Source organism: Blautia sp. MSK20_18 (assembly GCF_020553125.1).
Classification (GTDB): domain Bacteria; phylum Bacillota; class Clostridia; order Lachnospirales; family Lachnospiraceae; genus Blautia_A; species Blautia_A fusiformis.
Genome location: NZ_JAJCGR010000004.1, coordinates 67,429 through 91,283, shown reverse-complemented (window position 1 = coordinate 91,283; position 23,855 = coordinate 67,429). Strand labels below are relative to the sequence as shown.

The 23,855-nt window shown below is 46.1% G+C and carries 19 protein-coding genes; 2 read left to right on the top strand and 17 right to left on the bottom strand.

What is annotated here, in order from left to right; genetic code table 11:
• Window positions 1-206: 206 nt before the first annotated feature.
• The 12 genes from LI091_RS03875 to LI091_RS03820 form a co-directional block, all read right to left on the bottom strand.
• Window positions 207-881: a V-type ATP synthase subunit D gene (locus tag LI091_RS03875; RefSeq protein WP_021975777.1), complete on the bottom strand. Its 675-nt coding sequence runs from the start codon at window positions 879-881 to the stop codon at window positions 207-209.
• A gap of 14 nt (window positions 882-895) precedes the next feature.
• Window positions 896-2,269, bottom strand: a complete 1,374-nt coding sequence (locus tag LI091_RS03870; protein WP_118061791.1) for a V-type ATP synthase subunit B — start codon at window positions 2,267-2,269, stop codon at window positions 896-898.
• A 1-nt stretch (window position 2,270) separates the two neighbouring features.
• A complete protein-coding gene (locus tag LI091_RS03865) occupies window positions 2,271-4,040 on the bottom strand; it encodes a V-type ATP synthase subunit A (RefSeq protein ID WP_265190847.1) in 1,770 nt (589 codons plus the stop codon).
• 24 nt (window positions 4,041-4,064) lie between these two features.
• Entirely contained in the window at window positions 4,065-4,385 is a 321-nt protein-coding gene (locus LI091_RS03860) for a V-type ATP synthase subunit F (RefSeq protein ID WP_173739481.1), read from the bottom strand.
• Window positions 4,378-5,349 (bottom strand): V0D/AC39 family V-type ATPase subunit, encoded by a 972-nt coding sequence (locus tag LI091_RS03855; RefSeq protein ID WP_015526257.1) that lies wholly within the window; start codon window positions 5,347-5,349, stop codon window positions 4,378-4,380. Before LI091_RS03855 ends, LI091_RS03860 begins: the two co-directional genes overlap by 8 nt.
• Before the next feature lie 30 nt (window positions 5,350-5,379).
• Window positions 5,380-5,973 (bottom strand): V-type ATP synthase subunit E, encoded by a 594-nt coding sequence (locus tag LI091_RS03850; RefSeq protein WP_015526258.1) that lies wholly within the window; start codon window positions 5,971-5,973, stop codon window positions 5,380-5,382.
• Between the two features lie 19 nt (window positions 5,974-5,992).
• On the bottom strand, window positions 5,993-6,463 hold the full coding sequence (locus LI091_RS03845) for a V-type ATP synthase subunit K (RefSeq protein WP_015526259.1): 471 nt from the start codon (window positions 6,461-6,463) through the stop codon (window positions 5,993-5,995).
• Window positions 6,464-6,467: 4 nt separating this feature from the next.
• Window positions 6,468-8,474, bottom strand: coding sequence for a V-type ATP synthase subunit I (locus LI091_RS03840; protein WP_173722451.1), 2,007 nt, complete (start codon window positions 8,472-8,474; stop codon window positions 6,468-6,470).
• Window positions 8,475-8,490: 16 nt separating this feature from the next.
• Window positions 8,491-8,799 (bottom strand): V-type ATPase subunit subunit G family protein, encoded by a 309-nt coding sequence (locus LI091_RS03835; protein WP_022427344.1) that lies wholly within the window; start codon window positions 8,797-8,799, stop codon window positions 8,491-8,493.
• A gap of 313 nt (window positions 8,800-9,112) precedes the next feature.
• Window positions 9,113-10,210 (bottom strand): substrate-binding domain-containing protein, encoded by a 1,098-nt coding sequence (locus tag LI091_RS03830; RefSeq protein WP_022427345.1) that lies wholly within the window; start codon window positions 10,208-10,210, stop codon window positions 9,113-9,115.
• 140 nt (window positions 10,211-10,350) lie between these two features.
• Window positions 10,351-11,049 (bottom strand): RluA family pseudouridine synthase, encoded by a 699-nt coding sequence (locus tag LI091_RS03825; protein WP_092069748.1) that lies wholly within the window; start codon window positions 11,047-11,049, stop codon window positions 10,351-10,353.
• Window positions 11,050-13,342: 2,293 nt separating this feature from the next.
• Entirely contained in the window at window positions 13,343-15,601 is a 2,259-nt protein-coding gene (locus LI091_RS03820) for a hydratase (protein ID WP_022427347.1), read from the bottom strand.
• A gap of 227 nt (window positions 15,602-15,828) precedes the next feature.
• Here LI091_RS03820 and LI091_RS03815 point away from each other — a divergent pair, with 227 nt between their 5' ends.
• Window positions 15,829-16,095: a hypothetical protein gene (locus LI091_RS03815; protein ID WP_015526267.1), complete on the top strand. Its 267-nt coding sequence runs from the start codon at window positions 15,829-15,831 to the stop codon at window positions 16,093-16,095.
• 193 nt (window positions 16,096-16,288) lie between these two features.
• Here the strand turns inward: LI091_RS03815 and LI091_RS03810 are convergent, their stop codons facing one another.
• From LI091_RS03810 to LI091_RS03790, 5 genes are all read right to left on the bottom strand, one after another.
• Window positions 16,289-16,888 carry a hypothetical protein gene (locus LI091_RS03810; RefSeq protein ID WP_022427348.1) on the bottom strand — a complete coding sequence of 200 codons (600 nt, stop codon included), beginning with the start codon at window positions 16,886-16,888 and terminating at the stop codon, window positions 16,289-16,291.
• A gap of 149 nt (window positions 16,889-17,037) precedes the next feature.
• The gene (locus LI091_RS03805; protein ID WP_265190846.1) at window positions 17,038-18,426 is read right to left on the bottom strand and encodes a UDP-N-acetylmuramoyl-tripeptide--D-alanyl-D-alanine ligase; all 1,389 of its coding nucleotides are present in this window, start codon (window positions 18,424-18,426) and stop codon (window positions 17,038-17,040) included.
• 64 nt (window positions 18,427-18,490) lie between these two features.
• A complete protein-coding gene (locus LI091_RS03800) occupies window positions 18,491-19,531 on the bottom strand; it encodes a D-alanine--D-alanine ligase family protein (protein ID WP_265190867.1) in 1,041 nt (346 codons plus the stop codon).
• Between the two features lie 67 nt (window positions 19,532-19,598).
• The gene (locus LI091_RS03795) at window positions 19,599-20,999 is read right to left on the bottom strand and encodes a L,D-transpeptidase family protein (RefSeq protein ID WP_178016244.1); all 1,401 of its coding nucleotides are present in this window, start codon (window positions 20,997-20,999) and stop codon (window positions 19,599-19,601) included.
• Window positions 21,000-21,071: 72 nt separating this feature from the next.
• On the bottom strand, window positions 21,072-22,355 hold the full coding sequence (locus tag LI091_RS03790) for a hypothetical protein (protein WP_021651427.1): 1,284 nt from the start codon (window positions 22,353-22,355) through the stop codon (window positions 21,072-21,074).
• A 392-nt stretch (window positions 22,356-22,747) separates the two neighbouring features.
• Between LI091_RS03790 and LI091_RS03785 the strand changes: the two genes are divergently transcribed.
• Window positions 22,748-23,611 (top strand): class I SAM-dependent methyltransferase, encoded by an 864-nt coding sequence (locus tag LI091_RS03785; RefSeq protein ID WP_092069884.1) that lies wholly within the window; start codon window positions 22,748-22,750, stop codon window positions 23,609-23,611.
• Window positions 23,612-23,855 lie beyond the last annotated feature (244 nt).

Below are 23,855 nucleotides of genomic sequence, written 5' to 3'. Positions count from 1 at the left end.
TTTTATATTTCTGCATCTGCAGCTGTCTGATTTACTTATTATCTATTATACTGTATTTTTCTTGATTTTCTAATAACAAAAGCTAAATATTTTATAAATAAAACGCCCCTGCACTGCCGAAATTTCACACAGTACAGGGACATCTCCTTTCCGTTACTTAAAACTTTCTATATAAACTTTTCTTTTTCTTTCAGGATGGCTGCGCTTTACGCTCCGCGCTCTGCCTCCCGCTCCTTATAATGATGTGCCTCCTCCAGCATCATATCTTTCACCTTCATCAGTCGGATCTGGGTACTTCTCTCGTTCTCGTCCAGCTTCATGGTGATGTATTTGATGTTTGCCTGTGCTTCCGGTATGATGACATGCTCCAGGGCGTTTACACGACGCCTTGTTTTTTCGATCTCAGAAGCCATCAGCTGACAGGCTTTTTCCACTTCTGCCAGTCGGAGCATATCCGGCAGGATATCTGCCAGAGATTTTACCGCTCCGTCCAGATCACTGGAGGTAAAAGCAAAACCATAGGAATAGATATCGTTGGCATCCGGGGTTCTTGTTTTGTATTCAAAAACAGGAATATCCACACTCATGACATTCTTTTTGCCGGTTTCCAGATAGACTTCCTGCTTGGGAGCCATCAGGGCAGTGTTCAGAGTCTCCTCCGACATTCCGGCTTTTGCAATGACAAAATTGGTGTTGGCACTTCGGATACCAGCCTCTACTTTTTTACGCAGCTCCATGTTCTCGCGCACCAGATCCAGGAACTGTCGCATCAGCTCGTCCCGCTTATCCTTCAGAAGCTTATGGCCACGGACTGCAGTCACCAGCTTCTTTTTCTGCTTCGTAAGCTCCATACGGGTAGGATTCACCTGTGTTGATGCCACAAATCATCCCCCCTTTATACTTTTCCGTAATACTGGTCAAGGAATTTGTCATCGATACGTTTCAGCTCGCTTCTCGGAAGAATGGAAAGCAGCTTCCAGCCGATGGCCAGGGTTTCCTCGATATCACGGTTTGCCTGATAGCCCTGGGAAACATATTCCTTCTCAAAAGCATCCGCAAATTTCGCATAGATCAGGTCAATGTCAGAGAGGGCAGCCTCACCAAGAATGGTCATCAGCTCTTTGGCCTCTTTACCACGGGCATATGCGGCAAACAGCTGGTTCATGGTGTTGGCATGGTCTGCTCTTGTCTTACCCTCACCGATACCTTTATCTTTCAGTCGTGACAGAGACGGAAGAACATCAATGGGCGGTGTGATTCCTTTACGGTAAAGCTCACGGCTCAGAATGATCTGTCCCTCTGTGATGTAACCGGTAAGGTCAGGGATCGGATGGGTCTTGTCATCCTCAGGCATGGTCAGGATCGGAACCATGGTGATACTTCCTGCTTTTCCTTTCTGACGGCCTGCACGCTCGTAGAGAGAAGCAAGGTCTGTATACATGTATCCGGGATATCCACGACGGCCCGGAACCTCTTTACGTGCTGCAGAAACCTCACGGAGAGCATCCGCATAGTTTGTGATATCTGTAAGGATTACAAGAACGTGCATGTCTTTTTCGAAGGCAAGATACTCTGCTGCTGTCAGTGCCATTCGCGGAGTAGCGATACGCTCAACAGCCGGGTCATTTGCCAGGTTTACAAAAAGAACAGTACGGTCTATAGCCCCAGTTTCCTTAAAGCTCTCTACGAAGAAGTTTGACTCCTCAAAAGTGATACCCATGGCAGCAAATACAACGGCGAACTGCTCGTCTTTTCCGCGAACCTTCGCCTGTCTCGCGATCTGTGCCGCAAGCTGTGCATGAGGAAGACCGGATGCGGAGAAGATCGGAAGTTTCTGCCCACGTACCAGGGTGTTCAGTCCGTCAATAGCGGATACACCGGTCTGGATAAACTCCTCCGGATAACTTCTGGCTGCCGGATTCATCGGCAGGCCATTGATATCTCTTCTCTCTTCCGGAAGGATCTCCGGACCGTCATCAATGGGACGGCCCAGTCCGTCAAAGACACGGCCCAGCATATCGCCGGATACACCAAGCTCCATGCTTCGTCCCAGAAAACGTACTTTACTGTTGGAAAGGTTGATACCTGTGGAACTCTCAAACAACTGTACCAGCGCATTGCTTCCGTCAATCTCCAGAACACGGCATCTTCTTGTTTCGCCATCGGCAAGCTCAATCTCACCCAGCTCGTCAAATGCCACATCTTCAACGCCTCGTACCAGCATCAAAGGGCCGGCAACTTCCTGTATGGTCCTATATTCTTTTGGCATTTTACAGGCCCTCCTTTCCCAGAAGTTCCGCAGTCTCTGCTGCAAGCTGGTGGGTTACCTTCTCATATTCCGCTGCCAGCTGATCTTCTTTTGTATATTTGTAACGGCCGATCTGCTCACGTACCGGAAGCTTTACGATATCATTGATATCTGCGCCCTGTTTCAGCGCATCCAGACCCGCATCATAAAATGCAAGTACCAGACGCATCATATTGTGCTGTTTTTCCAGAGATGTGTAGGTATCGATCTCGTGGAAAGAGTTCTGGTGGAGGAAATCCTCTCGGATGGAACGGGCTGCTTCCATTTTCAGTCGGTCACCCGGAGAAAGCGCATCCATACCTACCATCTTTACGATTTCTTCCAGCTCTGCCTCTTCCTGAAGAAGGGTCATCATTCTCTGACGGAGCTTCATCCAGTCATTCGCTACATTTTCGTCAAACCATCCGCCAACGCTGTCCAGATACAGAGAATAGCTGGTCAGCCAGTTGATCGCCGGGAAATGACGTTTGTATGCAAGGTTTGCGTCCAGTCCCCAGAATACCTTTACAATTCGAAGTGTCGCCTGGGAAACCGGCTCGGAGATATCACCACCTGGAGGAGATACAGCGCCGATCGCTGTCAGGGCACCCTCTCTTCCGTCTTTTCCACTGCAGATCACATGTCCGGCACGCTCATAGAACTGTGCAAGACGGGAACCAAGATATGCAGGATAACCTTCCTCGCCTGGCATCTCCTCCAGTCGTCCGGACATCTCACGGAGAGCCTCAGCCCATCTGGAAGTGGAATCTGCCATCAATGCTACGGAATATCCCATATCACGGAAATACTCCGCAATTGTAATACCTGTATAGATCGACGCCTCACGAGCTGCAACCGGCATATCTGAGGTATTGGCGATCAGAACTGTACGCTCCATCAGAGACTGTCCTGTTTTTGGATCCTTCAGCTCCGGGAACTCGTTCAGAACGTCTGTCATCTCATTTCCACGCTCACCGCAGCCGATATAAACCACGATATCTGCCTCAGCCCATTTTGCAAGCTGATGCTGGATAACCGTCTTACCGCTTCCGAACGGGCCGGGAACTGCTGCCACACCACCCTTGGCAATAGGGAACATGGTATCAATAACACGCTGTCCTGTTACCAGAGGTTTGGCTGGCGGAAGTTTCTTCTTATATGGACGGCCACGTCGTACCGGCCAGTGCTGCATCAGGGTCAACTCTTTATCGCCGTCTGCTGTGGAAAGAACTGCAACGGTCTCATCCACGGTAAACTCGCCGGATTTAATTTCCTTCAGAGTACCTTTCATATTGGGAGGTACCATGATCTTCTGTGTAACAACGATAGTCTCCTGAACGGTTCCAAGAACATCGCCGCCCTCCAGCTGATCTCCCACCTTCGCAACCGGAATGAAATTCCATTTTTTGTCCCGCTTCAAGGCAGGAACCTCAACGCCTCGTTTCAGGTTGTTGCTGCCTGCTACCTTCATGATGTCATCCAGCGGACGCTGGATTCCATCGTAAATGCTTGTAATAAGGCCAGGACCAAGCTCCACGGAAAGGGGCACCTCCATGGACTCTACCGGTTCTCCCGGACGAAGTCCTGAAGTCTCCTCATATACCTGTATGGAAGCCTCATCTTCATGCATCTCAATGATCTCACCGATCAGACGCTGGCTGCTTACACGAACCACGTCATACATATTTGCATCCCGCATACCCTTGGCAATTACCAGCGGTCCTGCCACCTTCTTAATGGTTCCTCTGCTCATCTGAACCAATCACCTGCTTTCTTGTCACTCATTACTGAAAAGAATATCGGAGCCAACTGCCGTCTCCACGGATTTCTTTACATTTTCGATACCTGCACCTGTATTTCCGGAAATTCCGGGAATCTGAATGATCGCAGGCATCAGCTCCTCACTGTATTTACTGATCTCTGCGGAAAGCTGGACCGCCAGCTGTTCCGTAATATAAATAACCGCATATTCACCGGCCGCCAGACGGTTAAGCTTCTCTTTACCTTCTGCAGGATCCTCCACCGGAAAAGTATCAAGGCCAAGAGCCGCAAACCCGTAAATGCTGTTATAATCACCTAAAACTGCGATCTTATACATACATTTCCCTTGCCCTTTCCCGGATAAACTCTTCCGGAAGGCCGCTGCGCTTTCCGGTGAGAATGATCCGCACCGTCTTGATCTCATTTTCACGGGCAAGCACATAGGCTACCAGCGGTCCCAGTGAAAATGAATTGTACAGCTGAGGGCGGATGGTCTCCATGATCTGGTTATCACACCATCTCTCAAAAGCGGAAGCTGATTCCGCCAGTGCCAGAGCTCCGTCCCCATATTTCGTTTCTGCCAGATAACCCATGATCTGATCCATTCCGCTTACTGCCGCGTGGATCAGTCTCTCCTTATCCAGTGTGTCACATTCTGCCATGGCTTTTTTCATAAAGTCCGAACTTTTTCCTGTTTTGCAGGCACGGACTGCGATCCGGATATCTGCTACCGCTACCGTGGATTCCGCATACTGCCGGACGATCTCTTCTTTTGACCGTTCTCCGGCTTTTTTTATGGCATCCAGTGCTGCCCTGTCTACGATAATATCCGCAAGCTGTCCGTCTCTTGTGTGCAAAAAGGTCTCATAGGCTTCTCTTGCCGCTTCCCGCATATCCTCAGGAAAACGATCATATTCCTTATCCTTCAGGAATTTCACCATATCCTCTCCGTCAATGGAACAGTCGCTGAAAAAAATATTCGGCGCTGCCCCTTGCAGGATGCTTGCCTTCACAGCCGCTTTCAGGTTATGGAAAAGATCCTGATAGGAAAGAACAGAAAACACAGATCGGTCCGCTACCAGCGAATCCATGATCTCCCAGATCTTTTCTCTCTCCCTGGAAAGAATGGCATCCGCACCGGCTGCAGGATCACCATTTCCCCAGCCCTTCTCTGTAAGGATCTGAAGGCACTGCTGCTCATCCTGACATGCCAGAAGCTGCTCGATCGCTGCCTGATTCAGAAGTCCGGTCTCCAGAACACGTATCCGCGCCACCGCATAGGCATAATCTTCACCAAACATCATTCACGCCCTCCTTTTTGCGATGGTGTTTTACGCAAACAAAATCTTTCTTACCTGATCCAGAAGCTCATCCCGCTTCTCTGCGAACATGGCATCAATGGAACAGTTTTCCTCAATGCCGCCGTATATCAGGATAAAACCTCCGTCTATGTTTCGGGTTTCACCGGAAATTTCCAGCACACCACCCTTTTTCTGTGCCAGGCTCTTTATTTCCTCACGGAAACCTGCCGGCATACGTTCCAGATCCTTTTTTGAAAAACAGATCTCTCCTTCTCTTGGAAGAAGATATTTCTCAGCCATATTCTTAAGGATCCCAAAATATTTTTCTTCATCCAGATTCTTCACACGGTCACAGGCATCTGCGATCACATTTCCGATCAGCTCCTGCTTGGCTGCAAGAACTGCGGTACGCTTCTTCATATCTGCAGCGGAAGCTGTCCGCTCTTCATAGCTTTTCACCTTTGCCCTGGACTGTTCTTCTCTCTGCTGCCGGATCTTATCTGCCTTTTCTCCGGCTTCCCTGAGGATCTCTGCGGCTTTTTTCTCCGCATCACTGATCGTAACGGCTGCAGAAGCATCGGCCTCTTCAAGAATCTGGCTTACCATCTTCTCTAATCCTGTCATGCTCTGCCCTCCTGATGAATCAAACCTGAATTCCGCTGACTGCAAGAATGGAGATCAGAAGAGCCAGAATCGCATATGTCTCAACCATTGCAGGGAAAAGCATGGCTTTACCGAACTGCTCCGGCTTCTTGGCTACGATACCGATGGAAGCTACGGAAGTTTTTCCCTGATGGATCGCAGAAAGAAGACCTGCGATAGCGATCGGAAGACAAGCCACAAAGATCATAAGACCGGTTTCCAGGGAAATATCAGCAACACCGCCGCCCAGGATACCAACCTTGGAAAGTGCAAGGAATGCTACCAGCAGTCCGTAAATACCCTGCGTACCGGGAAGAAGCTGAAGAAGCAGAACCTTGGCAAATTTGTCCGGGTCTTCTGTTACAACGCCTGCTGCTGCACGGCCGGCAGTACCAACACCGATGGCGGAACCTATACCTGCAAGAGCTACGGAAATTGCTGCTCCCAATAATGCCCAAACGATACCACTCATAATATTAATCCTCCTTAATATCTACATATTTTGTATTTTCGCGGAATGGGTGGAACTCTTTTCCCCCGCCCTCAAAGAATTTGCCGAAAAACTCTACATACTGTAATCGGCAGGTGTGCACGTATGCACCCAGAAGATTGATCAGAAGGTTAAAGATATGACCAATCACAAATACAAGGATAAATACGATCCATCCCAGAATACTGTCTCCCAGCATACTTCCCATCTGGTTCATAACTGATGCGATAACTCCGGTAGCAAGTCCCAGGGCCAGAAGTCTGGAATAGGAAAGGATATCACTGACCCATCCCGTGATATTGTAAAGATCGTAGGCTCCAAGCGCCAGCCTCAGGAACGGATTCTTCTTGTCTCTTCCTGACATAAAGAGAATTCCCACAGCACCGATGATCGCCATCCATTTTCCGACCTGTATCACTGCCGGTGAAAGATTCAGATCCATCTGAGAAATAGAACGGAACATGCTGCTTGGGATAAAGATCAGGATCAGTCCCATAAGAAGCAGGAACCAGAGTACTACGTCACAGAAAAAGTCGAGATATTTTCTGTCACGTAACAGCATGTAGCCCTTAAGACCCATTCCCAGAAACATATGGATCAGACCAAACAGCATGGAGAACACCAGAAGTCTCATTGGCTCATTTAACGGTGCAAACCATACCGGCTTCACCGTGACCGGCCTGTGCAGATATACCTTCGAAAATACATCGATAAAATCTCCGAAATATCCGCCAAACATCACGCCCCAGAACAAAGTGGACAATCCACAGTACATAAAAAGCCGGATGGATTTCTGCATTCCGCTCTCCATCCTAGGGAACTTCAGAAGTACTCCCAGACAGACTGCAAAGACGATCAGTCCATATGCTGCGTCTGACAGCATCAGTCCGAAAAGAAATACATAGCAGGCCGTCATAATCGTGGAAGGATCGATCTCTCCCTTTCCAGGAAGACCAAATGCTGCCAGAACTCCCTCTCCTGCTGCTCCGAATTTACCGTTCTGAAGGGCAACCGGAACATTTTCTCCCTCAGCATCTTCTGCTTCAAAAACAATATCGTACTTCTCCGTAAGCCGTTTCTCCATTGCAGAAACCTGTTTCTTCGGAAGATATCCTGTCACAAAAAAAGTGCTCTCCGACTGGCGGAGCTGTCCTAATACCTCATATTTCTGTGCACGGATCCGGAAATAATCGGACAAAAGCTGAAGAGAGCTCTTCCTGTCGTGAAGAGCGCGTATCTGTTCCCGGATCTGTTCGGACTCTTCCTGAATGCGTACCACTTCATTCTTAAGGTTCTCCAGCTCCTGTGCCGGAACCTCTGATACCAGCTGTGCCGGTCTTGCAAATCCCTGCATCCGAAGCGCTTCTTCCAGTTCCTGTGCCTGTGCTTTCAGGCAGACAACCACCAGGCTCAGCTTACCGGCGTCATTTGAGATTTCCCGAATGTCAAAGGCTTCAAGCTGTGGTGCATCCGCTGCCAGCTGACTGTATACCTGATCCAGAGTTATATTTCCATCAATACTTCCCACAAGTACCGCTGCTTTCGCTGTACCGCCGAAGTTCATCGGAATATCCAGCTTCAGCCATGGAGCAAGAGCTGCTTCCTGCTGCTCGATCTTAACTGCTGCCGCATTGTTCTCTGTAAGCTTCTTCCGGTATCCCTGGATTTCTCTGGCTGTTCTCAGGATCTCTTCCTGATCCCGGATAGCTTCTTCCTCCTGCTTCCTTCCGATCAGCGGTTTCCCTGCCAGGGATGCCAGCATGGATTGCTTTTCCTTCGAAAATTCATCCAGTATTTCGATTGCCTGATCGCAAAGGGATGCGTTCTTCTCAAAGATCAGCCGGGCATTCATAGTATCCATCGTCTTAAGCTCCGGATCCAATTCTGCTGCATCGATCTCCAATACTCCAAGTGACTGCAGTTCTTCCAATATGGCCTTACGGTTCTTTTTCATTGCGCAGATACTGATTCGCTGCATCTGCAATACTGCCATTTTCGCACTCCCCCTCTCAGAACAAACTGTCCATTACTGTCTGGATTGCCTGCTCGTGCTTCGACTCCGCTTTCTTTTTCAAAGCTGCAAGCTCTTCCTCCGCCTGTCCAACGACAGTGTTCTCTGTACTGTGTGCACGTTCTTCGGCTGCTTTCATATCAGATGCCGCCTGTTCGCCGGCGGCTGTTTCCGCCTTTCTGATAATATTCTCTGCCTCTTTCTCAGCTTCGCTGATGATACTCTGTGCACGGACGGATGCATCCTTTATCTTCTGCTGTGCTTTTGCCTCCGCCTCTTTCACTGCCTTGATCGTTTCCTGGATCATCTGATCACCGCCTCTCTGCATATCCAAATTGTACCACAATCGCTTTTTTAAAACAATGTTTATTATGCAATTTAACGAGAAATTTATTTATATTGTGTCAAAAAATCGTCATATGTGTTATATTTTTGCCATTTTTTCGCACACTTTTTATTTGTTTATTCTATTCATATTTTTTATTTTTATTCAAAAAAGCCATCAGCCCGATGAAAATGTTTTTTACATCTTCATCAGACTGATGGCTTTCAATTATGAACAGACGGTGAATGCGGACTAACCTATTCACCCGACCTACAGTGGCTATCTGTTCTATTTGTTAATTGTACAGGTAATTTGCAATGTCTTCGCTTTTGATATTCTCAGCATCAATCCATATCGGATCAAGTAAAACCTTCTTATCAATCTTTGTTTCCTTCTTCGGTGCAGTAGACTGAATAGCCGCCCACATGGTCTGATATCCCATCGCATAAGGATTCTGTGAAAGCACTCCCAGTTCTTCCCCTTTCTGGATCGCTTCCTGCTGTTTGCTGGTTGCATCTACGCCTACCATAGCAACTTTATTTTCTCCTGTGTCCTTATTTACCTCCAGAAACATTTCAGAAACCTCGGCATTGGTGCAGAAAACACCATCCAGTGCCGGATATTTATCCAGAACTTCCTTCATGGCTTCCTTCATATCATCAACCTGGTCAGAATATACGGTTTCCACCACTTTAATATCCGTATAATTTGCAATATTATCCAGAAATCCCTTTACACGTTCCTGAGCGCTCTGTGTTTTCTCCTGTGCGGAAAAAACAGCCACATTTCCCATTTTTCCAATGGCGCTGCCAAGCTTATATGCTGCATATTTGCCGATCTGTGTATTGTCTGTTCCACGGAAAGCTCTGACCAGCTTCGTATCACTGACATTGGAATCAAATGCGACCACCGGAATTCCGTTCTCTTTCGCTGCTTCCAGCTGTGCCTGACAGGAATCCATATCTCCGGCAGAAAGACACACTACAGATGGATTCTCAGCGATCACTGCATCAAGAGTATTGATCTGACTTTCTACGTCCTCTTCATCATCCGGACCCTCAAAGGTCATCGTGATCTGCTTGTCTTTTTTGAAACCATACGCTTCATTTACGTCCTTGACAGCAGCTTCCATTCCTTCTTTTACTTTATTCCAGAACTCGCCTTTTTTGCTTTTGCTGACAACAGCTATTCTGGCACCTTCTTCAATAGAAAGAGTGTCATCGATCTCAGGGATCAGCGGGCTTTTTTCTTCTTCCACTTCGGTTGCTTCAGGGGTTTCCTGGACATCTGCTACAATCGGTGCAACAAGCTTTTCTACTTCTTCTTTCTGACAGCCTGTCAGCAGGGTTGCCACAGCCAACAAGGCTGCTGACGCTACTGCAGCTCTTTTCATTGTAATCTCCTCTTCCTCGCTGGTTACTGTTCTTTATCGTCTGCCTTGTCCGTCCACAGTAACTTATACTTTACAAAAATCTTACATTTGGTTACTTGCTTTTTACATTATACACTTTTTCGTATTTCCGTCCAGAGTTTTTACACTTTTTTCACAAAATCCAGAAACGCGCTTCCCTGTGGCTCTGTTTCAAACTTCATCATTTTTCCTGTTCTGGGGTGTTTGAATTCCAGACAACTGGAACAAAGTCCCAGTGATGTACCTTTTTCTCCCGAAGGATTATATTTCCGGTCTCCAAGAAGGGGCAGTCCCTCATGAGAGAGCTGCACACGGATCTGATGATGCCGACCTGTTTCCAGCCTGATCTTAAGAAGTGTCCGGGATTTTCCGTTTATCTCCTGCTGATCCAGAACTTTATAGTGAAGGATCGCTTTTTTTGCTCCCGGTGTATTGGCAGACACCACCTGAGACATGTTGGCTTTTCCATTTTTTTTCAGATAGTCTGTAAGAGTCCCTTCTGAGCTCTTTGCTTTTCCCTCTGTTACTGCCAGGTAATATTTTCCGGCGCCTCCTGCCATCATCTGTTTACTCAAATTTCCTGCTGCTTCGGATGTTTTCGCAAATACAAGAATGCCTTCTACCGGCTGATCAAGGCGATGTACTACTCCCAGATATGGGATCTTTCCCGGTGTTTTTTGTGCCAGATAATTTTTCAGAGCACTTTCCATATCCATTGTTCCTATTTTTGCTGCCTGCACCGGCATTCCTGCTGTTTTTCTGCACACAAGGATCTCTTTGTCTTCATATAAAATATTTTCTTCAATCTGATAATTCCACATATTTTCTCATCTTACTTCCTTTCTCACAGAAGTATAACTGATGATGTTTTTGATGGCAACTGATAAATATAACTGTCCGGAAAAATCTCTGATTGAAAATTTTGCTCTCTGCTCGGATCATATTATTTTATCCAGGGCTTTTCGGAACGGTTGTATACTTAATATATGCAATCTTATATACACAACGAGACGGTCATCACTTTTTTTACTTTTACAGTTTCCAAAAATGATGACCGTCTCAACACTCTTCGTTATTCAATTTTTCTTCCTCTTCGTTCTTTCGAATAAAGTTTTCTTGTTATACTTATTATACTTATCAATCGAAATCTTTGATTTTATATACTTTATAAAATAATTTCGATTCTCTTTATTCAATTTTGAAATTTTTCTTTTTCAGATTCTCTCTTCTTTTTTATTTCCTGCTCATAAACGACTGATATATGTAAGTATATCTCTTCGATTATTTAGAAAGTTTTATAGATCAGAAATCATTTTTTACGATGTTTGATTTCCTGTTTATCTGAAGAATTTCGGTGGTTATACTTTTTCCTGTTCACTAAACAATTCTGGACTTAACTTCTTAAATTCAAAACCATTTGTCATCTCTGTACTTTGCAATCTGCTGATTCAAATCGACCTATTGGGATTTTCTCCTCTGCAGTTCTTTAAAGTATCCTGGAAAAAAGTTCCTGCCCGATTCTTCTATTTTTAATATCCTCTCAGATATTCTTCTGATGCAAAGCTTCAATCCATATCCTAATGGTTCTGATATGCATTTCAAAGTATCGTTCTCATCTTCACGTTTGTTCTTGGAATCTCTTCTTTCCAACGAACCGGTGAGTTGAGGGTTTTACTCTTTCGGGAAATATTTCTTTACATATTTCCTGAAATCTTTGTATCAGGTGTGTGACAGTTGTTCAATATGAGTTACCGATTCTATATTACCTGAAATACTGATTTCCTTTTGTTTCTGATTTCTTAAAATATAAGTAAGATTTAAGAGGATCTTATTTATATTTCATAAAAGAAACTTCTGTTTTCTTAAGGTGTATCATATGTGATCTGTATCAGGTCTTTCTTGCAGGAAATCCGGTTCCTGTCACTCTCATATTGATGATGGTGTTTGTTTATGTTCCCACTGGAATCACCTTTTCCTTTCTTCATCCTTCATGTGCATCTATGCTATGAATTGAATGATTTTCTTTTTTGTTTTTCTCTTGTTGTTTTTGATGGTCTTATAATAACATCGTTGCGGGTATTTGTCAATACATTTTTGTGTTTTTATGCTATTATTTTTATTTATTTGTTTTATTAGGTGTTTATATTTTATAATTTGTTTGTGTTTTTATTATTTTCTGTTAATTTATGCTATTGTGAAGTTGTGAAGGTAGGGTATGTCGCGAACGGACGGCCGTGAAGGACGGGCGGGGCGGGTGAGGCTTCGGAGGTCTAGTGCTTCTAAGGCTGCAGGGATTCTGCTAAAACCGCTGAAAAAATCCCAGAACTCGCTTACGCTCAAACAGCTGGGATTTTTCCAGCAACGCAGCCTCCCCGCGGCCTAAGAAGTACTACGACTCCTGCAGAGTCACCCGCCCCGCCCGTCCTTCCCGCCCTGACTTTCGAACATGGAAAATTAGTTAGAAAAGTTTCTGTGTGACTGTATTGGCACTGCAAACATTGCAATGTTTGTACTTTACAATGTTTGCAGGGGATTGAGATAAACTTTATTCGAAAGAACGAAGAAGAAGAAAAATTAAATAACGAAGAGTGTTGAGACGGTCATCATTTATTGAGCTTTTCTTGATATTTTTACCGGGGCTGGGGTTTGTCTCTGGGAATGTCAGCGTGAGGTGTCCTGTGGGGAGCAGGGGCTTCGGAGTGAGCCTTTGGTCATACTTGGCGGCTGAGGTGACCTGTGGAAAGGTATTCTGCGGATACAGGCCGCAGAATAAGGCCCATCTGTCTGAGCCAGGTACGCATCAGCGTACATGGCGAGTTATGGGCCGGACTTTTCACAGGTTGCCTCAGACGCTTAGTATGACCAGGCGAAACGACAGCCTCTGCTCCCCACAGGACACCTCACGCGTCCGCATCGTCATAAGTATCCACAACCCTAAAAACTCCCCACAACCACACCTCTAAAAGTAAAAAAGCAGACCGGCGACCTCGATCAAAACGGTCACCAGTCTGCAAAACAACACGGAAATTCTTAAATTACTATATTCCGCTCTGCAGCATATTCATGAACACACTTCCATCACCTTCACGCTCTATATGTGTTCAATCCCTGCATCTATTTACGATTATAATTGATCAGACAACCCTTAAGGATGATCTCTCTCTCATCATCTGTCAGCTCACCCAGAGTTACATCGAACTCCTTCAAAGAATCACCTTCAACAGTATATCCCTTGATCACGTCTGCCTTTTCCTCAACTGCCTTACGGATTCCCGGGAAGAACAGGTAATCACCGTTCTTGAACGGAAGATCTCCGGACGGGATCAGGAATGGAAGCATACCCCAGTTGATCAGATTGGAACGATATCTCTTGGTTGCATACTCATTGGCAATGTTTGCCCAGCCGCCAAGTACCTTCTGGCAGGATGCAGCCTGCTCTCTGGCAGAGCCATCGCCCGGTTTCACTGCAAAGATGGTGCTTCCTACACCAAGGTTTGTCTTGTCAACATCCGGGTAGGATTTATGGATGGTTTCCATAACCGGTTTCAGTTCCGGAACAGCCTCTGCCGGGCAGTTACCTGCCTGGATCGCCTTCTGTGCTGCCTGGATCTCTTTTGCACGGCCAACATAAGCCGGATCCTTTCTGGACAGTGTGAACTCTGCAAGTCCAAGCGGATTGGAACGGTAGGAAGATGTCTCGCCAGACGGGATCAGCTCGTCAGTGGTAGTAACCGGATCGTGGATCTCGGAAACAACCTTCAGGATCAGGTTGTCTGCAAGTGCAGCCATCTCCGGCCAGTCTTTGATATTCGGTCCAAACTGGATCTCTACGCTTGGATCTGCCACGCCCTTGCTATCAAATACACGGTTCTCGTAGATAGACTTATCGAAGTAGTATTTATGCTCGGAATAGCTTCCGTCAAACTCCTCTGCTGAGGTAAGGAATCCCTTGTTTGCTGCTGTAGCTGCAATGGAACGTGCATCCATAAGTGCAACCGAAGAGATCTGACCGTTCTGGATCTTGGAGCCTTCACGGTTCGGGAAGTTTCTGGTTGTATGACGGATACTGAATGCATTGTTTGCAGGTGTATCTCCGGCGCCGAAGCACGGTCCGCAGAATGCAGTTTTCACAACTGCGCCTGTTCCGATCAGTTCTGCAAGAACACCATTCTTAGCCAGTTCCATGTAGATTGGAGTACTTGCCGGGTATACACTTAAGGTGAAGGCATCATGGCCGATATTTTTGCCCTTGAGGATATCTGCTGCAGCGCAGATATTCTCGAATCCACCGCCTGCACAACCGGCAATGATTCCCTGCTCAACATAAAGCTTGCCATCAACTACCTTGTCTCTCAATGTGAACGGAATCTTTCCGTCAAGGCTTACCTGTGCTCTCTTCTCCACATCTGCAAGGATATCGTCAAGGTTTGCCTTCAGCTCATCGATGGTGTAGGTGTTACTTGGGTGGAACGGCATTGCGATCATTGGTTTGATCTCACTGAGGTCGATCTCTACACAGCCGTCATAGTATGCAACGTTGCCCGGTTTCAGTTCTTTATAATCCTCCGGTCTTCCGTGGATCGCATAGAATTCCTCGATCTTCGCATCTGTCTGCCAGATGGAGGAAAGACATGTGGTTTCTGTTGTCATAACATCAACACCGATACGGAAATCTGCGCTTAAGCTGGCAACGCCTGGTCCAACGAACTCCATAACCTTATTCTTCACATAGCCGTTGGCAAAAACCTCGCCGATGATGGCAAGCGCAACATCCTGCGGTCCTACACCCGGACGTGGAGCACCTTTCAGATAAATAGCAACTACTCCTGGCATATTAATATCGTATGTCTGGCAGAGAAGCTGTTTTACAAGCTCCGGTCCGCCCTCTCCCATAGCCATGGTTCCAAGCGCTCCGTATCTTGTATGACTGTCGGAACCGAGGATCATTTTTCCGCCGCCTGCAAGCATTTCTCTTGCAAACTGATGGATAACTGCCTGATGAGGCGGTACATAAACTCCGCCGTACTTTTTGGCACAGGTGAGACCAAACATGTGGTCATCTTCATTGATGGTTCCACCTACTGCACAGAGGGAGTTATGGCAGTTGGTCAGTACATATGGTACCGGGAACTTCTCAAGTCCTGAAGCTCTTGCAGTCTGGATGATTCCCACAAATGTGATATCATGGGAAGTCAGTTTATCGAATTTGATCTGAAGTTTCTCCATGTTATCGGATTTATTATGAGCCTTGAGAATAGAATATGCGATGGTATTCTTAGCAGCCTCTTCTTTCGCTACAGGCAGATCAGCCTGGTTCTCGGGAATGATTTCCTGTCCGTTCTGAAGATAAACGCCGGTATCGTAAAGTTTCATTTCGGTTCCTCCAATCTGTAATGATTCTTTTTTTCATAATTTCGTTTATTATAGAGGATTTTTACACATTAGTCAATAAAAGTGAGCACACCTGGTGCATTGTTTTGTGTACAAGCGTTATTGTCCTGTGCTTTACTTTCCCTGCAAAATCCGCTATACTGAAGACCATATCGGACGGATATTCATATTCTGCCGGCTGTGGCAGTTTCAATACGGAGGTACTGTTTATGTTTCGTTTATGGGGAAAAATATGGAAAGACAATCGCATGCTTCAGGACACCGTTGTCTGTGATGACAGCGATGATACCAGAACCCACAAGATCTTTCACGGACTTGAGGAAATCTGTTATCAGATGGATCTGGGAAATCCTATCTGGCTGGATGCCACAGTGCGGGATTTCAAAAAGCATGATAAGGCCCGCTTTTATCAGGATAATTTCATTGAACATATTGAATTCGACTACCTGGAGATCCAGGTGATCGAGGAAGACTGAGTAACATATAAAAGGACGCAGGAAAGCCACGAATGCTTATCCTGCGTTCTCTTTTTACTGTCACACAAAAAAACTCTCCGGCGGATACAGAGAATCGTATCTGCCGGAGAGTTTTTTTTTGCATCCGGTTCCCTTATTCCGGAATATCTTTGTGTACATTTTTGTATTTTCTCAAATATACCGGGATATGTTTTTACTCTGCATTCATAAACTCCCGTATGATCTCCCGCATGATCTCTTCCTCCTCCGGAGAAAGCATCTTGCTGAAGTGGCTTCCGGTAGCAGCCGTCTGACGGATACTTCTAGTGATCTTATCTACGATTTCTTCCTGCAGAACAGGATCCGGCTTTTCTGCGACCGGTACTTCCTCCACCCAGGTACGGACCTGTTCCACATAATCTGCAAGAGAAGCCATCACAAGCTCTTCCTTATAAGAAAAGTCCAATGCCTGACGAAGAAGAAGCAGTACTACCGGCACTGCCGCCCCTATATAAAGATAAAGCATAGACAATCCTTCCCTGTATCCCAGTCTGCTGTTGAGAAAAACAGACAGTCCAAGAAGAAATGTACAAAACAGTGACGGATACCACACAAATCGGTTCATCCGATGCCAGAGCCTGTCCCTTGATTTCCACAGGTTCAGCCATTTTTCTTTGAGATTCTGTAATCGCTGCGTATTTCGGATCATTCTTCGGTAGGTAAGGTTTGTTGCTAGCATCCCCAGACCGCCGATACATCCCATGGATGTCATGACGTAAAGCGGGATGTTCAGCTTCATGATCATCTCCAGCATAAGCCCTCCCTTTTTCACTGCCGCACAGTGCCTGAGCGTGCTTTTGTTCTTTAGCCGCACTGCTCATCGCCTTAGGAATATTATACTTCTATATAACTTAACTGGAAAGAATTTTCGTTCGTCAAATGCTGCCCCTGTTTTCGGTCTTTTTACATTTCCTGCAGTGCTTTGACTACATTTTCAAATTTCATGAAGTGAGAAGCCTTTACGAGGATGGTATCTCCAGGTTTCACATATGTGTTCAGGGTCTTAAGAAGGCTTTCCAGATCTTTTTCCCGGATGACTGTCAGGTCCGGATTGGTCTGAGATGCCTTTTCCGCGATATGGGCTGCAAGTGGTCCTACGCAGATGCATGCATCGATCCTGCACTGACCTGCATGAATGCCTACACCTTCATGAAGTGCAGCTTCATCCGTTCCAAGCTCACCCATATCGCCAAGGATGGCAACCTTTCTTCCAAGTCCGTCCTGAAGAACATCCAGGGAAGCCTTCATGGACATGGGATTTGCGTTGTAGCAGTCATCTACGATCATGAATTTACCGGTCTCGATCATATTGAATCTTCCGCTGACCGGTTCCAGGCTTTCGATGCCATTTTTGATCTGCTCTGCATTCAGTCCGTAAAATCTGCCCACAGCTGCTGCTGCCAGTGCATTGGATACCATATGACGTCCCGGCATTGGAATATCTACATGAAATGTCTGGAGCTCTCCGTTCTCTGCCATTTTTCCTTTCAGACAGATGTCACAGCTCATTCCCTTCAGGCCACGGCTTTCCACATTTTCACAGGTAACAGAAGCATTTTCTCCGTTTCCGAAAAATACTGGCTGCATGCCGTTGTATTCCTTTACTGTAGAAAGCTTATCATCATCACCGTTAAGTACGATATTTCTCTTCACATACTGAAAAATCTCTGTTTTTGCCTTCAGGACGCCGTCTCTGTCCCCAAGGTTTTCCAGATGGCAGGTTCCGATGTTTGTGATCACGCAGGTGTCCGGTTTTGCGATCTTTGCAAGACGGGTCATCTCACCGAAATCACTGATTCCCATTTCCAGAACTGCGATCTCATCTTCATCACGAAGGCGGAATACTGTCAGTGGAAGTCCCAGCTCATTGTTGAAATTCCCCTGGGTTTTCAGTGTACGGTATTTTTCCTTCAGCACAGAGGCAATCACCTCTTTTGTACTGGTCTTTCCAACGCTTCCTGTGATTCCCACAACCGGAATATCAAGCTGCTCCAGATAAAACTCCGCAATGTCTTTTACTGCCTGAAGGGAGGAGCCTACCTGGATATACGGATGATCCGCCCCTTCAAGAGTTCTCTCGGATAAGGTCGCGAGTGCACCTGCTTCCATTACCTGCGGGATAAAACGGTGAGCATCCACACGCTCTCCTACTACCGGTACAAAAAGACCTCCTTTTTCCACCTTACGGCTGTCCGTTGTGATCGCAGTCACTTCCTCCTGAAGTTTTTCCTGCGGGCCGTGGTAAATACCATTGCAGACTTTTGTGATATTTTCCAATGTAAGATTTTTCATGAATAAAATCCTTTCTTTTGCCAGAAACTCCTCCTGTCAACAGGAGGAGTTACGGTCAGATATTTTATTTGCTGTATTTCTTAAAAGAAATGCGGATCAGTTCTTCACAGAGGTCCGGATAGTCGATTCCCAGGACCTTTGCTTCCTGAGGGATCAGACTGGTGGGTGTCATTCCCGGAAGTGTGTTTGCCTCCAGGCAGTACATATCACCGTTTTCTTTCATCATGAAGTCAAAACGTGCATAGCCCTCAATGCAGAGAGCCTTTGCGCCAGCTTCCGCATAATGCTGCATCTTCTCAGTCAGTTCCGGTGAGATCTCAGCCGGACAGGTTTCTACTGTGGAGCCTGCCTGATATTTGTTCTTGTAATCATAAAAGCCCTGCTTCGGTGCGATCTCGATGATCGGATAAGCCTTTCCGTCTACAACTGCAACGGAAAACTCACGGCCACTGATATACTCTTCAACAACTACCTCATCTTCATAAGAATAAGCACCATCAATGGCATCCTCATATTCTTTCTGGTTGTTTACAATATAAACACCTACGCTGGAACCACCGCAGCATGTTTTTACAACAACAGGAAATTCCATACCAAGATCATGGATGTTTCTTGTACAGTTTTCTTTCAGCATGGAAACGCCTTTCGGTGTCGGTACCTGATCCATGAGAAAGATCTTCTTGGTGAGGCCCTTATCCATAGCAAGGGCACTGCTTAAATATCCGGTTCCTGTGTAACGGATTCCCAGAAGATCGAAGGTTGCCTGAACCTTTCCATCCTCTCCGTTGGAACCGTGAAGTCCCATAAATACAATGTCTGCTGCCTGACACAATTCCAGTACATTCGGTCCGAAAAAGCTTCTTCTTGTGCGTTTGATCTCTTCGATATCATCATCGAAGCTTCTCATATACTCTGCCGCAGAATCTACCTCATAATCTTTATCTCCAAAGGGCTCATCCCAGTCCACCGGCTCCAGTCCACAGAAAATATCTACAAGAATGGCATTATGACCTTTTTTACGAAGTGCCTTGCAGACATCGGTTCCTGTTACGATGGAGATCTCTCTTTCTGTACTGGTTCCGCCTGCCAATACAACGATATTCATACTTTCATCTCCCTTGATGATCTTGTGTTTTCTTTCTTCGTATTGTTTTAATATTTCTTTTAATCTCTTATTCATAAACTACGATTGGTACTCCTACACTAATATTATTATAAATGATTGCCGCCTTATCCTTCGGGGTGTTTACACAGCCATGAGAACCATTTGTGATATAGATCTGCCCGCCATACTGTGAACGCCAGCTTGCGTCATGGATTCCGACTCCTCCGGAAAACGGCATCCAGTATGTAACCGGTGATGCATATCCAGGTCCCTTCAAAACTGCCGGTGAACGCATGGCATCCAGTGCAAAGCATCCGGTTGGTGTGGAATGGCCCTTTCGGACACAGCCGGTAACTACCGGTGTATCTACCAGAAGCTGTCCGTCTTTATAGAATACCATTCTCTGGTTGGTCAGGTCAATCTCTACATATGTATTTCCGATATCATTGGTATCTCTGCAAAGTCCGCTGTAAGCATACGCCGGCTGTCTCACTTCTGTAGTTCCTGCAAGAATGGCATTATAAAGCCATTCAGTCTCTGCGGTCTGATCGATAGCCCATCCGTAATCACCGCCTTTAATGGTTTTCTGGCGGCCATCGTAGGTGGTAAATGTCCTCGTGCAGCCAAAGGTATCATATTTATATCCCAGGCTGTTCACATAAGCTGCAACCTGATCTTTATTTACTATATAATCTCCGTTTGCGTCCCTGACCAGCCAGTCTTTGATGGTATTTCGGTCAAGCTGTTCCGACCGGTCCGAAAAATCATAGGTGATCACGCAGCTGGTAAGCTTGTTCATCTGGTCACAATCTTTTTTCAGAGCTTCATCGTCTTTATATATCGATGGTTTTTTGTAGCAGTTTTTCTTTTCCAGACTAACTGTTTTGTCTCCTGCGGAAACAGCTGCACGGATCACATTCTGAACCTTTTTTGTATCCAGGGTCGTTCCTTCTTTTTCCGGCTGGATCTCGTAGGTTTCGCCATTATCCTTAATGCATGCGTCTGCAGGCTTTTCCATATTGTCCTTCTGCATGCATTTCAGATTCTTCACAGCCTCTGTCAGCTTGTTCTGATCTTCATAAGCAGTATCCGTTGCCAGTGTATATTTTTTCTTCTGATTAAAAGCAAGGAACCATTTGTACCGGTCCTGTTTCTTGATCAGCTTTTTGGCTCCGCCATCCGGCTTGTAGACCAGGCCGGCTTCTTTTGCGGTAATGCTCTCTTTTCCGTTGTTTCTTGTATCAACGGTAAGAACATATGCCTGCACTTCCTTTGCAAGAAGCTTTTCTGTTTCATCTGCAGTTTTATAGGAGCAGTTAAAACCATTCACCTGAGATCCCGGCAAAAAATGATCTGTAAAATAGTGTACACCATATCCATAAGCCCCTGCTGTAAGGATCAGCAGGATCATGATCAGTGCAATGACCAACTTTTTGCCCGTTTTCATTTTTTCTTTTTCCTCATCCATGAGCTCTCTCCAATAGTTATGACTGCCCGGTATTACGCGTGCTGAAATACCGGGCAGTCTGATGTGATCGATTTATTTCTCCAGAAGTTTTTCCACACTTACAAGCTTCACACAGAGAACAAATACCTCTGCTGCCTTGCCAAGCTCCTCAACGCTTGGGTAGCTTGGTGCAATACGGATATTGCTGTCTTTCGGGTCCTTTCCATATGGATAGGTTGCGCCTGCTCCAGTCATAACAACGCCTGCTTCTTTTGCTTTGGCAACGATGGCTTTCGCACAGCCTTCCATAGAATCAAAGGAAATGAAATATCCGCCGTGAGGTTTGGTCCACTCACCGATTCCAAGTCCGTTAAGCTCTTTATCCAGTGTTGCGAGAACAAGCTCGAATTTCGGACGAAGGATGTCTGCGTGTTTCTTCATATGCTCATGCAGTCCGTTGATATCTTTGAAGAAACGAACGTGACGAAGCTGGTTCAGTTTGTCGTGTCCGATGGTCTGTACAGTCATGTATTTGCGGAAGTCATCCAGGTTCGCCTTGGATGCAGCAACTGCTGCGATACCGGAACCAGGGAAGCTTACCTTGGAGGTAGAAGTAAATTTATAAACAATGTCCGGATTTCCTGCTTTCGCACACTCATCAAGGATCTCAAGAAGGAAATCCTGATTGTCATCATAGAGATGATGGATGCTGTAAGCGTTATCCCAGTAAATACGGAAGTCCGGTGCAGCCGGCTTCAGATGCGCAAAACGCTTAACTGTTTCTTCGGAATAGGTGTAGCCCTGCGGATTGGAATATTTCGGAACACACCAGATTCCTTTTACTGCCGGATCTTCATTGACATATTTCTCAACCATGTCCATATCCGGGCCTTCCGGAGACATCGGAATGTTGATCATCTCAATGCCGAAAAATTCTGTGATACGAAAATGACGGTCGTATCCTGGTACAGGACAGAGGAATTTCACCTTGTCAAGCTTGCACCATGGTGTATTTCCCATTACTCCGTGGGAATAGGAACGTGCAATGGTATCGAACATTACGTTCAGACTGGAGTTACCATAGATGATGATGTTCTCTGGCTCTACCTCTGACATCTCACCGAGAAGTCTCTTGGCTTCCGGGATTCCGTCGATGACTCCATAGTTACGGCAGTCCACACCGGTCTCACATTTCAGATCTGCATCCCCTGCAAGTACTTCCATCATTTTCATGGAAAGATCAAGCTGATCCGGTGCAGGTTTACCACGGGACATATCCAGTGCCAGACCTTCGGCTTTGATCTCGTCGAACTCACGGTCAAGTTCTTTCTTTAAATCGAGTAGCTCTTCCCTGCTCATCTCACAATATTTTTTCATAAGTTTGCTTCTCCTCTTTTTGTGCACAGTTTCATATCTACGGTTGCTGTGTTTCTTCTGTTAACGATTTCTGTCTGTCAGGAATTCTCTGCAAAATCTCTTCCGCAAAAAACAGCCACAGTTTCACGGAAGCGGGAAGCCTCTGCCCCGGCAGAAAATCTCTGCGTACATTTTAGTATGTAAAAGCGCTGTTGTCAAATCTTTCGTGGAAAATTCTGCACTTCTCTTGCACAGCATCCATTTTTCCTCTATACTGGAAAAAACATTATTATGGTGTTTTATGGATTCATGTCCCGATCAGCCGGATCTGGTACAGTAATCTCCGGAAATGCTATATAAAAATGCTATATATATCTTATAAATTTACTATTATGAAAGAGGTATTGATCATCATGTGGATTGCAGATGGATGGAAAGAATATGAAGTTATTGATACATCAAAAGGAGAAAAGCTGGAGCGCTGGGGGGATTATCTTCTGGTTCGTCCGGACCCGCAGGTAATCTGGGATACTCCCCGCAAAAACCGTGGCTGGAAGCATATGAACGGACATTATCACAGAAGCAGCCGTGGCGGCGGTGAGTGGGAGTTCTTTGATCTGCCTCATCAGTGGGAGCTTCATTACAAGGACCTTACTTTTAATCTGAAGCCTTTCAGCTTCAAGCATACAGGACTTTTCCCGGAGCAGGCTGTGAACTGGGACTGGTTCGGTGAAAAGATCCGCAATGCAGGACGCCCGATCAAGGTCTTAAATCTTTTTGCCTATACCGGCGGCGCTACTCTGGCTGCAGCTGCAGCCGGCGCTTCCGTTACTCACGTGGACGCTTCCAAAGGTATGGTGAACTGGGCAAAAGAGAATGCTGCTGCTTCCGGACTTTCCGGTGCGCCGATCCGCTGGCTTGTGGATGACTGCGTGAAGTTCGTAGAGCGTGAGATCCGCAGAGGGAATCATTATGATGCGATCATTATGGACCCGCCTTCTTACGGCCGCGGACCTAAGGGCGAGATCTGGAAGATCGAGGATGCGATCCATCCGCTGATCAAGCTTTGTACGAAGATCCTCAGTGATGATCCGCTGTTTTTCCTGGTAAATTCCTATACTACAGGTCTTGCACCGGCTGTTCTGACTTATATGCTTGCCACGGAGCTAAAACCCTGGAAGGGTAATGTGGAGTCACAGGAGATCGGACTTCCTGTAACAGAAAGTGGTCTGGTTCTTCCTTGCGGAGCTTCCGGACGGTGGAGCTCCTCCCGGTAGGATAGGGCTGTTGTGGCATCCTTATTAGCTGGCACTTTTTTTCTGCTGTTGTGAACTGCTGTGAGTTGGGGTTTTTCCTTTCTAGGGGACACTTTGGCGTGGGCAGGGTTGCGAGAAGGGGAAGCACTCGGAGTTAGCGAAGGTCACAGAAAGCCCGAGACATACCGCGCGAATTTATACGATCAGTATAAATTCTGTGCATCACAAAGCGTATTACTGAAAACGGAGTGAACAGTAACTTTTT

What these genes read in the sequence shown, in the direction of transcription:
- LI091_RS03870 (WP_118061791.1), bottom strand. Translation starts at nt 2,269, where the DNA reads ATGCCAAAAGAATATAGGACCATACAGGAAGTTGCCGGCCCTTTGATG.
- LI091_RS03840 (WP_173722451.1), bottom strand. Translation starts at nt 8,474, where the DNA reads ATGGCAGTATTGCAGATGCAGCGAATCAGTATCTGCGCAATGAAAAAG.
- LI091_RS03865 (WP_265190847.1), bottom strand. Translation starts at nt 4,040, where the DNA reads ATGAGCAGAGGAACCATTAAGAAGGTGGCAGGACCGCTGGTAATTGCC.
- LI091_RS03805 (WP_265190846.1), bottom strand. Translation starts at nt 18,426, where the DNA reads ATGAAAAATCTTACATTGGAAAATATCACAAAAGTCTGCAATGGTATT.
- LI091_RS03835 (WP_022427344.1), bottom strand. Translation starts at nt 8,799, where the DNA reads ATGATCCAGGAAACGATCAAGGCAGTGAAAGAGGCGGAGGCAAAAGCA.
- LI091_RS03860 (WP_173739481.1), bottom strand. Translation starts at nt 4,385, where the DNA reads ATGTATAAGATCGCAGTTTTAGGTGATTATAACAGCATTTACGGGTTT.
- LI091_RS03790 (WP_021651427.1), bottom strand. Translation starts at nt 22,355, where the DNA reads ATGAAAAAATATTGTGAGATGAGCAGGGAAGAGCTACTCGATTTAAAG.
- LI091_RS03830 (WP_022427345.1), bottom strand. Translation starts at nt 10,210, where the DNA reads ATGAAAAGAGCTGCAGTAGCGTCAGCAGCCTTGTTGGCTGTGGCAACC.
- LI091_RS03850 (WP_015526258.1), bottom strand. Translation starts at nt 5,973, where the DNA reads ATGACAGGATTAGAGAAGATGGTAAGCCAGATTCTTGAAGAGGCCGAT.
- LI091_RS03800 (WP_265190867.1), bottom strand. Translation starts at nt 19,531, where the DNA reads ATGAATATCGTTGTATTGGCAGGCGGAACCAGTACAGAAAGAGAGATC.
- LI091_RS03845 (WP_015526259.1), bottom strand. Translation starts at nt 6,463, where the DNA reads ATGAGTGGTATCGTTTGGGCATTATTGGGAGCAGCAATTTCCGTAGCT.
- LI091_RS03810 (WP_022427348.1), bottom strand. Translation starts at nt 16,888, where the DNA reads ATGCTGGAGATGATCATGAAGCTGAACATCCCGCTTTACGTCATGACA.
- LI091_RS03785 (WP_092069884.1), top strand. Translation starts at nt 22,748, where the DNA reads ATGTGGATTGCAGATGGATGGAAAGAATATGAAGTTATTGATACATCA.
- LI091_RS03815 (WP_015526267.1), top strand. Translation starts at nt 15,829, where the DNA reads ATGTTTCGTTTATGGGGAAAAATATGGAAAGACAATCGCATGCTTCAG.
- LI091_RS03795 (WP_178016244.1), bottom strand. Translation starts at nt 20,999, where the DNA reads ATGGATGAGGAAAAAGAAAAAATGAAAACGGGCAAAAAGTTGGTCATT.
- LI091_RS03855 (WP_015526257.1), bottom strand. Translation starts at nt 5,349, where the DNA reads ATGTTTGGTGAAGATTATGCCTATGCGGTGGCGCGGATACGTGTTCTG.
- LI091_RS03820 (WP_022427347.1), bottom strand. Translation starts at nt 15,601, where the DNA reads ATGAAACTTTACGATACCGGCGTTTATCTTCAGAACGGACAGGAAATC.
- LI091_RS03825 (WP_092069748.1), bottom strand. Translation starts at nt 11,049, where the DNA reads ATGTGGAATTATCAGATTGAAGAAAATATTTTATATGAAGACAAAGAG.